Below are 13,328 nucleotides of genomic sequence, written 5' to 3' on the forward strand. Positions count from 1 at the left end.
AATTCGGACCGGCGCACCGGGGATCCAAGTCGCAACGGTCCGAAACCGTAGCCGCCGTCCGGAACCGAAGCCATTTCGACGCCGGATCCGCTCGTCAGCCGCCGGTCCGGACGCAATAGTTGAGCGTTGTTGACACCGCTGACTAGGCTGTGAGGCATGCGTGAACTCCAGGCGAAGATCATCGAGGAAATGGGCGTGCAGCCCCGGATCGACCCTGCCGGGGAGGTGCGCAAACGCGTGACGTTCCTGAAGGAATACTTGGCGGCCACCCACACCAAGGGCTTCGTCCTGGGCATCTCGGGCGGCCTGGACTCCTCCCTGGCCGGGCGGCTGGCCCAGCTGGCGGTCGAGGAACTCGAGGCCGAGGGCACCGAGGCGAACTTCGTGGCCGTGCGGCTGCCCTACGGCGTCCAGCATGACGAGGACGACGCGCAGGCGGCCCTGGACTTCGTGCGAGCCAAGACCGAATGGACGTTCAACATCTCGGCGGCAGTAGATGGCTTCGAGGACGAGTTCGAGAAGACCGTGGGCACGGAGATCTCCGATTTCCACAAGGGCAACACCAAGGCCCGGACCCGGATGATTGCCCAGTACGCCCTGGCCGGCGAGCACAACTACCTGGTGATCGGCACGGATCACGGCGCCGAGTCCGTCACGGGGTTCTTCACCAAGTTCGGCGACGGCGGCGCGGACATCCTGCCGCTGTTCGGCCTTAACAAGCGACAGAACCGCGCCCTGCTGGCGGAACTCGGCGCACCGGCCCGGATCTGGGAAAAGGTTCCGACGGCGGATCTGCTGGACGGCAAGCCGGGCCGCACCGACGAGGACGAACTCGGCCTGGGCTACGACCTGATCGATGACTACCTCGAGGGCCGTGACGTACCCGATGCCGCTGCCGAACGGATCGAGGCGATGTACCTGCGGACCCGCCACAAGCGCACGGTCCCGGTGACGATTTTCGACACCTGGTGGAAATAGCCTGAGCCGAGAGCCCCGGGCCGGGCTGCAGGCTCGCCCCGCGGGGGTCCAATCACGGGATCAGCACGAGTTTGCCCCGGACATGGCCTGCGCGGCTGATGCCCAGTGCCCGGGCCGCATCGGTGAGGGGAATCCGCTCCTGAATGCTGAAGCGGAGCTTTCCCCCGGCCGACAGCCGGGCCGCCTCCGCTACCCGTCCGTCCAGCAGCCTGACCGGTGCAATTCCGGCGGCGTTGGCCTCCTTTCCAGGCACTGTGGTCACCGCGGCGCCGTGGCCGCCAAGCAAATGGACCGTCGCCGTCGTCGTCTCCTCCCCGCCAAAGGTGTCCACGACGGCGGTGATGGTGCCCAGTGCGCGGACGCGTTCCACGAGCCCTTCGCCATAGGCCACAGGCACGGCGCCGAGGCCGCGCAAGTAGTCGTGGTTCTGCTCTGAAGCGGTCCCGATGACCCGGGCGCCGAGGTGCCGTGCGATCTGGACCGCCGCCGAGCCGACCCCGCCCGCTGCGCCGTGGATGAGGACCGTGTCCCCCACGCCAATGCCAAGCTGAACCAGCGCTGAATACGCTGTGCCGCCAGCTATCGCGACGCATGCCGCCTGCTCGAAATCGATGCCCGCGGGCTTTGGCGTCAGCTGGTCGACCGGAAAATTGGCCACGGCACGGTAGGCCCCGGAAATGCCATTCCAGATGACGTCGTCACCCACCTCATAGCCGGTCACGCCGGGGCCAACGGCGGTCACGATTCCTGCCGCCTCACAGCCGGGAACTGCAGGGAAGTCCAGGGCAAGGTACGGCTCCAGGTAGCCGGCAACGACTTTCCAGTCCACCGGGTTGACGCCGACGGCGCGGATTCCCACCTGGACCTCGTTCTCCCCCGGAACCGGCGGTTTCTCCTCGCCAACGGTGACGACGTCCGGGCTGCCATAGTGATCGAAAGAGATCTTGATGTCTTTCACGGGGCTTTGCTCCTTCGGCTCGACGCGCTGCGGCCTGTGCTGCCAGCTTCTGGCACAAGCGGCGGCTGCGCAAGAGTCGCCCGGCAAGTTGAACTGTCCGAAGCAGCCCGAGCCGAACCGGGGCCCGTGACGAGGGTCAGGCGCCTGGCGAGCGGGTCAGCAGCGTGGAGATCCGGTGCGCTTCTTCCAGGAGCAGCCGCCCCAGCTGCGGACGCCGGTCCTCCCGGAAGCGCGGTTCGATGCCGGTCAGGGACAGCGCCCAGGCGGGGCGCCCCCGCTGGTCGAAGACCGCCGCACCCATCCCCCAGCTGCCTTCCAGGACCAGCCCCGGATTGACCGAATAGCCGGCCTGCCGCGTCGCTTCCAGGTTCTCCCTGACCAGTGCTGCGGTGTGCGCGGCCGCAAAGCTGCCGGCATGGGCTGCCCAGTTGGCGAGCAGTTCTTCCTGCTCTTGTGCTGGCAGGAAGGCCATGATGGCGGTGCCGGCGGAGGCGACGCCCAGCGGGAACCGCACCCCCTCGTGCAGCACGAAGGAACGGACCGGGAAGCTGCCTTCTTCCCGGAGCAGGCACACGGTCTCGTTGCCACGGCGGATGGAGAAGAAAGCGCTTTCGCCGGTCTCCTCGGCCAGGCGGCGCAGGCTCGGCCTCGCGATGTCCTCCAGGGGGAAGCGCGCCGAGGCCACAGACCCCAGCAGCAGAATCTCCGGTCCCAGGACCCAGTTACCGCTGCCCGGGTCCTGGTCCAGCAGCCCCTCGGCCGCGAGCGAGCTCAGCAGCCGGTGCACGGTGGGCCGCGTCAGGCCGGATTCGCGCACGAGCTCCACCAGGGGGCAGCCCTCCGGCTTCCGGCCGACCAGGCGCAGCAGGCCGGCTGCCCGGCTGACCACCTGGGCGCCCTGGACGGGGGTTGTATTCATTGCTTGCCTCACGTCGGCCCGGAACTGAATGATGCTGTCACCCACGTTGCTTTTACCCGATTTTGCCATCAGGTATCCACATAATGGATAGTCCCAAGGGTAGCGTCCACACTGTAAACTCCGCCAGTTTACGGGGAAAATTCACGTTGACAGTGGTCTGTGACACACCATAGGCTCCTTCTTCAGGCATGGAGTCCACAAAGTGGATTGCCGGGGTGGATAGCAAGACGAGCTCAATGAGGAGATGCGATGTCAAAGGTGAAATCCGGGGCAGCGGGCGCTTTGCAGGACGTACTGCGGGACGGCATGACGCTCGCCGTCGGCGGTTTCGGGCTCAGCGGGATCCCCGCTGACCTGATCGAGGCGGTGCGGGACTCCGGGGTGAAGGACCTGACGGTCGTCTCCAACAACATGGGCGTGGACGGCAAGGGCCTCGGGGTCCTGATCGAGGGCGGCCAGGTCCGTAAGGTCATCGCGTCCTACGTTGGGGAAAACAAGCTGTTCGCCGAGCAGTACCTCGCCGGCCAGCTGGAGGTGGAGTTCACCCCGCAGGGCACCCTTGCTGAGCGGCTGCGCGCCGGCGGCGCCGGCATCCCGGCGTTCTACACGAAGACCGGCGTGGGCACCCTCGTCGCCGAAGGCAAGCCGCTGGCGGAGTTCGACGGCGAGACCTATGTCCAGGAGCGCGCCATCAAGGCCGACGTCGCCCTGGTTCACGCCCACACGGCCGACACCGACGGCAACCTGATCTACCGGTACACCGCGCAGAACTTCAATCCGGTGGTGGCTACCGCCGGAGCCGTGACGGTCGCCGAGGCCGAAGTGATCGTCGAGCCCGGCCAGCTGGACCCGAACCACATCATCACCCCCGGAGTGTTCGTACAGCGCCTGGTCCAGGCCAGCGGCCGCGTCAAGGACATCGAACAGCGCACCGTCCGCCCGCGGCCCGCAGCGGAAGCGGCGGCGGCGCAGGCCGCCTCCGCCGTCACCGTCTAATCCGGCCCGAGCGCCGCCCACCCCGGGCGCGCCGGCGTTCGCGCCCCACCCTTTGCACCCTGACTTTCCAAGGAGAACCACCATGGCCTGGACCCGAGATGAAATGGCCGCAATCGCGGCCGAAGAACTGAACGACGGCGACTACGTCAACCTTGGCATCGGCATCCCCACGCTGGTGGCCAACAACCTGCCCGACGGCGTCCGCGTTGTCCTGCAGAGCGAGAACGGCCTCCTCGGCATGGGCCCATTCCCCTTCGAGGGCGAGGAAGACGCGGACCTGATCAACGCCGGCAAGCAGACCGTCACGGTCCTGCCCGGCGGCAGCATCTTCGACTCCGCGACGTCCTTCGGCATGATCCGCGGCGGCCACGTGAAGGTCGCGATCCTCGGTGCCATGCAGGTCTCCGGTGCCGGCGACCTCGCCAACTGGACCATCCCCGGCAAGATGGTCAAGGGCATGGGAGGCGCCATGGACCTCGTGGCCGGCACCCCGCGCGTCGTGGTCCTGACCGAGCACAACGCCAAGGACGGCAGCGCCAAGATCGTCAAGGAATGCACGCTGCCGCTCACCGGGCTCAGCTGCGTGGACCGCATCATCAGCGACCTCGCGGTCTTCGACCTTGTGAAGAATGAACACGAAGCAGGCGGCGGGCGGAAGCTCACGCTCACGCGCCTCGCGCCCGGCGTCACCGTGGAGGAAATCCGCGAAAAGACCGAAGCCGACTTCGATGTCGCGCTCGAATTTGAAGGAGCGACGGCATGAGCCTCAAAGACCAGTTCGGCAAGGACGTCCTGCTCACCGGCTGGGGCCACAGCCGGTTCGGCAAGCTGAGCGAAGAAACCCTGGAGTCCCTGATCGTGCAGGTCGCCACCGAGGCGATCGGCAACGCCGGGATCGAGCCCGGCCAGATCGATGAGATCTACCTCGGCCAGTTCAACTCCGGCATGATGCCGCTGGCCTTCCCGTCCTCCCTCGCACTGCAGGTCTCGGATCAACTGGCCAACGTACCCTCCACTCGGGTGGAGAACGCCTGCGCCTCCGGCTCGGCCGCATTCCAGCAGGGCACCAAGTCCCTGCTTGCCGGCACCGCGAAGACCGTCCTGGTGATCGGCGCCGAAAAGATGACCCACGCCGGGGCCGACGTCGTGGGCGCGGCCCTGCTCGGCGCGGACTACGACATGGCCGGCAAGGCCTCCACCACCGGGTTCACCGGGCTCTTCGCGGAGGTCGCGAAGCACTACGGCAAGCGCTATGGCGACGGCAACGGAAAGCTCGGCGACGTCCTGGGCACCATCGCGGCGAAGAACCACCGCAACGGCGTCGACAACCCCTACGCCCAGCTCCGCAAGGACCTCGGCGAGGAGTTCTGCCGCACCGTCTCGGACAAGAACCCGATGGTGGCCGATCCGCTGCGCCGCACCGACTGCTCCCCCGTCTCCGACGGCGCCGCCGCCGTCGTCCTCAGCGTTGCCCCTACCGGCGGGGCAACCGCCCCGGTGCGGCTCGCCGGCTTCGGCCAGGCGAACGATTTCTTCCCCGCCGACCGCCGGGACCCCACCGAATTCGCCGCCACACGCGCCTCCTGGCAGCGGGCCCTGGGGATGGCCGGCGTCGGGCTGGAGGGGCTCGACTTCGCGGAAGTCCACGACTGCTTCACCATCGCCGAACTGCTCATGTACGAGGCCATGGGGCTGACCGAACGCGGCCAGGGCGCCCGGGCGCTGGAAGAAGGCTGGGTCTTCAAGGACGGCAAGCTGCCGGTCAACGTCTCGGGCGGGCTCAAGGCCAAGGGCCACCCCGTCGGCGCCACCGGCGTCTCCCAGCACGTCATCGCCGCGATGCAGCTCACCGGGACCGCCGGCGACATGCAGCTGGCCAACCCGCGCCGGGCCGCGGTGCAGAACATGGGCGGCGTGGGCATCGCCAACTACGTCAGCGTGCTCGAAGCCCTCTAAAGCAACGCGGGGTCAGATACAGCCCATGCCGGGCGGCTTGATGGGCCGTACCTGACCCCGCGTTGCTTGTCCTCGCCTACGTGGCCGGCATGCCACGGGACTAAACTCGTTCCCAGCCCATCCACCACAATGCGAGGAGCACCCATGCGCGCCACCATCATCCACGGTCCCGGCGACATCCGAGTCGAAGACCGCGACTACCCCACCCTCCAGCTGCCCACCGACGTCATCGTGAAGGTCACCGCCTCCTGCGTCTGCGGCTCGGACCTCTGGCCGTACCGCGGGGTCAAGCCCACCCACAAGCCGTCCGCGATCGGGCACGAGTTCATCGGAACGGTCGAAAGCATCGGCGACGACATCAAAGACCTCGCCGTGGGCGACTACGTGATCGCCCCGTTCGTGGTCAGCTGCGGTGCGTGCCCGCAGTGCCTCGACGGCGTCACGGTCGCCTGCGACCACCTCGCCGGCTGGGGCGGCAAGGATGACACCGGCCACGGGATCGACGGCGGCCAGGGCCAGGCCGTGCGCGTACCGCTCGCCGAGTCCACGCTGGTCAAGGTCCCGGGCGTCACCGACCCGGACGACGCCCTCCGCGCCAGCCTGCTCACGCTCTCCGACGTCATGGCCACCGGCCACCACGCAGCCCTCGCGGCCAAGGCCGGTCCCGGCCGGACGGTCGTGGTGGTCGGCGACGGCGCCGTCGGGCTCTGCGGCGTCCTGGCCGCCAAGCGCCTCGGCGCGGAGCGGATCATCGCCATGTCACGGCACGCCGACCGCCAGGCGATCGCCCGCGAATTCGGGGCCACGGACATCGTCGCCGAACGCGGGGACGAGGGCGTCGCCAAGGTCCGCGAATTGCTTGGCGGTGTGCTCGCCGACTCCGTGCTGGAGTGCGTGGGGACCAAGGAATCCATGGAACAGGCCCTGCACAGCGTCCGCCCGGGCGGCGCCCTCGGCTTTGTCGGCGTCCCCACCGGCGGCGCCGAAGCCCCGCTGCGCTTCCTGTTCGATACCAACATCTCGATCGGCGGCGGCATGGCCCCGGCCAGGACGTACATCCCGGAACTGCTGGCGGACGTGCTGAACGGCACCATCAATCCGGGCCGCGTGTTCGACTCGGTCATGCCGCTGGAGGAGGCACCCGAGGCCTACCGCGCGATGGACGAACGGCGCGCCATCAAGGTCCTCCTGACCCCCTAGCCGGGATCTCGACGGCGGCCGCGCTTGCACCCGCGCGGCCGCCCGCGCCGGCCTAGCTGTACTGCTAGCTCCCGCCCTTGCACGGGCAAGGACGAGGGTCTAGCGTGAAGCGCATCAGCATCCGCCGCCGTCAAGGGAGCCGTCATGGCCAGGTTCGTGCAGATCATCGAATTTCAGACCTCCCGCATTGAGGAGATCGAGCAACTCGGCCGGCCCTCCAGGACGGAGGGGACCACTGCCCCGACCTTCCGCCGCATCATGGCCACCGCAGACCGCGACCGCCCCGGAACGTACCTCACGATCGTGGAATTCGACTCCTACGAGTCGGCCATGGAGAACTCCAACCGGCCCGAGACCTCCGAATTCGCCGCGCAGATGGCTGCCCTGTGCGACGGCCCTCCGGTCTTCCGCAACCTGGATCTTATGTGGGAAGACACCGGCGAGGCCGACGCCGGCCAGTAGGCCGGCAGGCTCGCTTGGCGGAGGTGCCGCCGCGCCGCCGGACTCAGGACCCGGAGGCCGCCCGCGGCTTGAATACGTGGCGTGAACACGTGGATTGAAGACGCGGACAGGACGTGGGAGCAGGGAAATGGGTTCTGCAGATGGCAGGGCGCCGGAAAGTCTCGTCATGGATCTCAGCGCACTGGGTTCCGCTCCCCTGCCGCTCGTGGGCGGAAAGGCCCTGAACCTCGGCAAGCTCACGGCCGCCGGATTCCGCGTACCCCGTGGATTCTGCCTCACCACGGTTGCCTACCGAAAGGCGGCCCCGGCCGAACTGGACGCGCTGGCGGCCCGGCTGGACGCCGCGCGGCCCGGCCCTTCGAACGACGACGAAACAGACAACGGCGAACCAGGCGACGGCGAACCAGGCGACGGCGGCTCCCGCCCCGGCCAGCCAGGCCGCCCCGGGTTGGCCCGGCCCGGACCGGACCTGGGCGAACTGGCCCGGCAGGCGCGGGAAATGATCGTGACCGCGCCGATTCCCGCCGACGTCGATGCCGCCCTTCGCGGCGCGTATGCCGCGCTCGGCAGCCGGGCCACAGTGGCGGTCAGGTCCTCCGCCACCGCCGAGGACCTGCCCTTCGCCAGCTTCGCCGGCCAGCAGGATTCCTTCCTGAACATCTCCGGAGCCGACGCCGTGGTCGAGTCGGTCCGGCGCTGCTGGGCCTCACTCTGGACCGAACGGGCCGTGGCCTACCGCGCCGCCAACGGGATCAGCCACCGTGAGGTGGGGCTCGCCGTCGTCGTCCAGGACCTCATCAGCGCCACCAGCGCCGGCGTGCTCTTCACCGCCAATCCCGTGACGGGCACCCGGACTGAAACGGTCATCGATGCGAGCGCGGGGCCCGGCCAGGCGGTGGTCTCCGGCAGCGTGAACCCGGACCATTTCGTCGTGGATACGGCCACGGGACGCATCCTCTTCCGTTCACCAGAGGGGACGGCAGTCCGGCGGCGGCCGAGCCTGGACGACGCCCGGATCGGCGAACTCACGGCCCTCGGCGATACCGTCCAGCGGCTGTTCGGTGCACCCCAGGATGTGGAATGGGTGATCGACGCAGCGGGCAGGATCTGGGTGACCCAGTCGCGGCCCATCACGACGTTGTATCCGCTGCCGGAGCCTGCGGCCGCCGAGACCTTTGGCACGGAGCCGGGGTCTTCGGCTGAAACCCGTGTGTACCTGTGCGGCACCCTGCTCCAGGGCCTGACCCGGCCGCTCACGCCGATGGGGCTCTCCGTGCTCGGTTCAATGCGGAACCGCAACGGGATGTGGCAGTACGTCAACCCGGGGCTGCGCATGTTTGTGGACCTGACCCCAGCGGTGCACAACAAATACGGCCGCCGATACCTGCTGCGTATACTCCCCCTGGCGGACGGGAGGTCGGGCGCTGTATTCCCGGCGCTCCTGGATGACCCGCGGTTCAGCGTGCGCGAACGGCCGCCCCGCCGGTCCCGCCCAGCCGCCGCACAGGGCGGTCCGGCCCCGCGGAAACCTGGGAAGATCGGCGCTGCGGCGCACACTGCGGCACGGATGGCCGGCCTGGGCCTGACGGTCCGGCTGCTTCCGTCCCTGGTGCGGGCCGCGGTGCGGCCGTCCGCCGAACTGCGCCGCGCCTTCGATTACGGAAATCGACTTCAATCCGAGCTTGTCCTGCCGGAGCCGGCCACCACTTTTGGCCGGCTCGATCACGCCCAGCGCATCCTGGAGAACACCGTGGACGGGCTGATCTTGGCGACGCTGCCCGGACCGTCCGTTGGGTACCTCATGCTGGCCGGGGCGCGCAGGCTGCTGCGCGGCATCGCGGCACCGCGGGAACTCGAGGCCGTGTTGCGGGGTCTGCCCAACAATGTCACCACCGAGATGGACCTCGAGCTCTGGCAACTGGCCGTCACCATCGGCGCGCATGCCGCGTCCCGGGAGGTGTTCCTGGCCCACGGGCCAAGGGAACTGGCCGCCCTGTACCAGGCCGGCTCGCTGCCCGCAGTGGCACAGACCGGCCTGCACGGGTTCCTGGACCGCTACGGCCACCGCGCCGTGGCGGAGATAGACCTTGGCATGCCGCGGTGGTCGGAGAAACCGGACCATATCCTCGGGATGATCTCGAACTACCTCCACGTGGAGGACCCCGAACAGGCTCCCGACCGGCAGTTTGCGCGCGCGGAGGAACATGCCGAGGCCAGGATCCGCGACCTTGTGGAACGAACCGGGGCGCGCAGCCGGCTCCGGGCGCGGCTGGTGGAATTCTGCCTGCGCCGGACCCGCCAGTTGTCCGGACTGCGCGAACTGCCCAAGTTCTACATCGTCCTCGCCCTCGCGGAGATGCGCCGCCAGCTCAACGCGATCGGCATCGAGCTGGCCCGGTCCGGTGCGATCGCCGCCGCGGACGATGTGTATTTCCTGGAATTCGACGAGGTCCGTGTGGGTTTGCGGGGTGCCGACCTCAAGGGCATCGTCGCGGGCCGCCGCCGGATCTACGACGTCGAACTGCGCCGGCGCCGGATTCCCCGGCTCCTGCTCTCCGACGGCACGGACGTGGAGGCGGCCGTGATGGCCAAGTCCCCCGCTTCCGGCGCCCTCGCCGGGACACCGGCGTCGGCCGGCACCGCCACCGGAACGGTCCGGGTCATCCTGGATCCGGTGGGCGCGCACCTTGAGCCCGGGGAAATCCTTGTGGCACCCTCCACCGACCCCGGCTGGACGCCGCTGTTCATGACGGCCGGCGCCCTGGTGATGGAAATGGGCGGGGTGATCTCGCACGGCGCCGTGGTGGCCCGCGAATACGGCATCCCGGCGGTGGTGGGCGTGCCGGACGCGACCACCCGTTTGCGGACCGGTGAGACCGTGACCGTGGACGGATCGGCCGGAACGGTGCGGCAGGTGGATTCCCCGCTCTCCCCTGCGACGGCCGCCGGCAGCCTGGCTGGCTGAGCGTGAACCTCCGGACCGGCCGGCGCCGGGCCTTCGAATTGCAGCGGGACCTCCGCCACGCCGCCAGCAGGGGGCTATGTTAGTTAGATGGCGTCTGCCGGCAGTAACGCACAGGGCGGCCCGGTTCCCGAGGGCTTTGGTTCGGGGCTGGTGGACGATGCCGCCCGCCGGGACGCCGCGTTGCCCGACTTCGACTGGGCCGTCCTTCCGGCAGGCGTGATGCGCGGTGAGTTCGAGGCACCGAGCGGGACCTTGGCGACGATCGCTGCCGGAGATCCCGGGAAGCCGCGCGTCCTGCTAGTCCCGGGCGCGACCGGCTCCAAGGAAGACTTCATCCTCATGCTGCCCGAGCTCGCCGCGGCCGGATACTTCGTCCTCAGCTGCGACATCGCCGGGCAGTACGAATCCGCCCAGGCCGGGCCCGAAAACCTCGTTCCGCCCCGGAATTGCTACGACTACGAGCTGTTCCGCGACGATCTCCTGGCCATGCTGGACACCGATCAAGGCGCGGTGCACGTCGTGGGGTATTCCTTCGCGGCGGTGGTTGCCCAGCTGGCGTTCGTCCAGCGGCCAGAAAAGTTCCGCAGTCTGACCCTCATCAGCTGCCCGCCGGAGCCGGGGCAGAGCCTCCGCTACGTGCGCCTGGCTGGCTGGGTCAGCTGTTGGGTCACCTCCAGGGTCGGCACCGCATTAATGATTTGGGGCATCCGCAGCAATATTGCCCGGGTGGCGCCGCAGCGGCTGCGGTTCGTCAGGAGCCGGTTCGCGTTCACGCGCCGCGCCTCGGTGGTCGACATCATCGGCCTTATGAAGCACACCCCGGATCTGCGGCGGGTGTTGGCGGCCGCGACGCTGCCAAAGCTTGTCGCAGTCGGCGAACACGACCTCTGGCCGCTGGCGTTGCACCGGAGCTTCGCGCAGTCGATCGGTGCGCGGATTTCGGTCTACCGCGCGGGCCACAGCCCGTCCGAGACCTCGCCGTACCAGATCAGCCGGGACCTGATTGCGCTCTTCGACGCCACCGTCTCGGCCTGACGAAAGCGGCCGGCCGGGACGAAGACCCCCGTCAGACCCTTGCACCGCGGCCCGTCGCACCGTACGTTGGGGACAGCGGACGAATGTCTCCGCAGCCGTTGGCCTTATGGCCGCCGGAGATCAGCAGCATTTCAGAAGGATAAAGGCATGGCTACAGGCACAGTTAAATGGTTCAACGCCGAAAAGGGTTTTGGCTTCATTGCCCCGGATGACGGGTCGGCCGACGTTTTCGCCCACTACTCGGCAATCGCTACCAGCGGCTACCGTTCGCTGGACGAGAACCAGAAGGTTGAATTCGACGTCACGCAGGGCCCGAAGGGCCCGCAGGCTGAGAACATCCGCCCGCTCTAAGTACTCCGGAAAAAGCCCCGGCCGCCTGGCCGGGACACTTTCCCCGAAGACCACAACGCCCCTCCGGAGGATTCCTCCGGAGGGGCGTTTGTGTTCGAGGCGCTTGTGTTCGAGGCGCTTGTGGCCTTGCGCCTGCCGCCTGGCGCGGTCTCAGCCGACGTGGACCCAGGGCCGCTTGGTCACGTCGGGTTCGGCCTCGCGCAGCACTTCGCGCGTGACCGGGGCGATCTCGCCTTCGCCGAAAGCCAGGAACCGCAGGAGGTTGGTGAACGGGTTTCCCTCCGTCCAGCGGAAGTAGATGTGCGGCATCAGCCCGGTGACGTCGCGGATGTGCAGCAGCACGGAGGCGATCGTGTTCGGAACAACTGGCCCGTGGACCTCCAGGATCTGGTACCCGTGCCGGCTGACCCCGCGGACCTCGAGCGCGGTCTCAAAGTCGGAGGAGTCGTCCACCACCACTTCGAGGAACAGTGCCTGGGAGTCCAGCGGGAGGTGGCTGACCTCGATCGCGGACGTGAGCTTGTCCAGGTACGCCTGGGCAGTGAGACGCAGCGGCTCGTGGGCGATGATCGCGATGGGGCCGGATTCATTGGCGGCCAGGAATTCCAGGGCCGGGGTGTCCATCCGCACATGCGTGGCATGGAGCTCGAAGGAGCGCCGGATGCGCGAGAGCAGGGAGATCACGATGATCCCGATGATAAAGAACGCGGCGATCCGGATGCCTTCGGGCCGCTCGAAGATGTTGACCACCGTGGTGTAGATGAACACGACGGCAATGATGCCGAACCCGATGGTGCGCTTGCGCTGCTGTCGGCCGCGCGCGGACAACGTCACGGCAATCGCCGCCGACGTCATCAGGACCAGGACACCGGTGGCGTAGGCACCGCCCTGGGCATCGACGTCGGCGTCGAACAGCCAGGTGATCACGAACCCCACCAGCGTGAACACCAGGACCAGCGGCCTGACCGCCCGGGCCCATTCCGGGGCCATGCCGTACCGGGGCAGATAGCGCGGCACGAGGTTCAGCAGCCCGGCCATGGCGGAGGCGCCGGCGAACCACAGGATGGCAATGGTGCTCAGGTCATAGACGGTGCCGAATCCGTTTCCCAGGTATTCGTGCGCGAGATAGGCCAGGGCACGCCCGTTCGCCTGCCCGCCCGGCTGGAACTCCTGCGCCGGGATCAGCACCACCGTGGTGAAGCTTGTGGTGACGAGGAACGCGCTCATGATCAGGGCCGCCGTCGTCAGCAGCCGGCGTGCACCCTTGATCCGGCCCTCAGGGTTCTCCTCGGTGTCCGTGACGTGGCCGCGGATCTGCGGCATCACGGCGACGCCGGTCTCGAAGCCGGACAGGCCCAAGGCCAGCTTGGGGAAGACGAGCAGCGCGATGCCCACCACCATCAGCGGGCTCCCGTGCTGGGTGGTCAGGGCCAGCCACCAGTCGTCCACGGCAACTGGGTGGGTCAATGTTTCGAATATTGTCGTGACTACCACGACGACGTTCAGGC

12 protein-coding genes are annotated in these 13,328 nt (G+C 68.3%); 9 read left to right on the forward strand and 3 right to left on the reverse strand.

Annotation, left to right across the window (positions count from 1 at the left end):
- The first annotated feature begins 156 nt into the window (after positions 1–156).
- Complete coding sequence (gene nadE / locus AC1DKN_RS20610; protein WP_223914563.1) at positions 157–978, forward strand: ammonia-dependent NAD(+) synthetase; 822 nt, start codon at positions 157–159, stop codon at positions 976–978.
- A 52-nt stretch (positions 979–1,030) separates the two neighbouring features.
- On the opposite strand, the gene AC1DKN_RS20615 is transcribed toward nadE, so the two are convergent.
- On the reverse strand, positions 1,031–1,936 hold the full coding sequence (locus AC1DKN_RS20615; protein ID WP_476872361.1) for an NADP-dependent oxidoreductase: 906 nt from the start codon (positions 1,934–1,936) through the stop codon (positions 1,031–1,033).
- 136 nt (positions 1,937–2,072) lie between these two features.
- A complete protein-coding gene (locus tag AC1DKN_RS20620; protein WP_230010098.1) occupies positions 2,073–2,855 on the reverse strand; it encodes an IclR family transcriptional regulator in 783 nt (260 codons plus the stop codon).
- A gap of 249 nt (positions 2,856–3,104) precedes the next feature.
- On the opposite strand from AC1DKN_RS20620, the gene AC1DKN_RS20625 reads away from it, so the two are divergent.
- The 8 genes from AC1DKN_RS20625 to AC1DKN_RS20660 all read left to right on the forward strand — a co-directional run bounded on the left by AC1DKN_RS20625 (position 3,105) and on the right by AC1DKN_RS20660 (position 11,820).
- Positions 3,105–3,851 carry a CoA transferase subunit A gene (locus AC1DKN_RS20625; protein WP_476872362.1) on the forward strand — a complete coding sequence of 249 codons (747 nt, stop codon included), beginning with the start codon at positions 3,105–3,107 and terminating at the stop codon, positions 3,849–3,851.
- 82 nt (positions 3,852–3,933) lie between these two features.
- Positions 3,934–4,614 carry a CoA transferase subunit B gene (locus AC1DKN_RS20630; RefSeq protein WP_476872363.1) on the forward strand — a complete coding sequence of 227 codons (681 nt, stop codon included), beginning with the start codon at positions 3,934–3,936 and terminating at the stop codon, positions 4,612–4,614.
- Positions 4,611–5,807, forward strand: coding sequence for an acetyl-CoA acetyltransferase (locus tag AC1DKN_RS20635; RefSeq protein WP_476872364.1), 1,197 nt, complete (start codon positions 4,611–4,613; stop codon positions 5,805–5,807). Before AC1DKN_RS20630 ends, AC1DKN_RS20635 begins: the two co-directional genes overlap by 4 nt.
- A gap of 144 nt (positions 5,808–5,951) precedes the next feature.
- Positions 5,952–7,007 carry a zinc-dependent alcohol dehydrogenase family protein gene (locus AC1DKN_RS20640; protein WP_476851828.1) on the forward strand — a complete coding sequence of 352 codons (1,056 nt, stop codon included), beginning with the start codon at positions 5,952–5,954 and terminating at the stop codon, positions 7,005–7,007.
- A gap of 144 nt (positions 7,008–7,151) precedes the next feature.
- Positions 7,152–7,469: a hypothetical protein gene (locus AC1DKN_RS20645; RefSeq protein WP_079552423.1), complete on the forward strand. Its 318-nt coding sequence runs from the start codon at positions 7,152–7,154 to the stop codon at positions 7,467–7,469.
- Between the two features lie 166 nt (positions 7,470–7,635).
- Positions 7,636–10,434 carry a PEP/pyruvate-binding domain-containing protein gene (locus tag AC1DKN_RS20650; protein WP_476872365.1) on the forward strand — a complete coding sequence of 933 codons (2,799 nt, stop codon included), beginning with the start codon at positions 7,636–7,638 and terminating at the stop codon, positions 10,432–10,434.
- 87 nt (positions 10,435–10,521) lie between these two features.
- Positions 10,522–11,469, forward strand: a complete 948-nt coding sequence (locus AC1DKN_RS20655; protein ID WP_476872366.1) for an alpha/beta fold hydrolase — start codon at positions 10,522–10,524, stop codon at positions 11,467–11,469.
- 147 nt (positions 11,470–11,616) lie between these two features.
- A complete protein-coding gene (locus AC1DKN_RS20660; RefSeq protein ID WP_009357211.1) occupies positions 11,617–11,820 on the forward strand; it encodes a cold-shock protein in 204 nt (67 codons plus the stop codon).
- A gap of 150 nt (positions 11,821–11,970) precedes the next feature.
- Here the strand turns inward: AC1DKN_RS20660 and AC1DKN_RS20665 are convergent.
- Positions 11,971–13,328, reverse strand: a 1,358-nt coding sequence (locus AC1DKN_RS20665) for an APC family permease (RefSeq protein ID WP_476872367.1), incomplete at its 5' end; no start/stop codon positions are given.

This window comes from Arthrobacter sp. 01N444 (genome assembly GCF_056399305.1).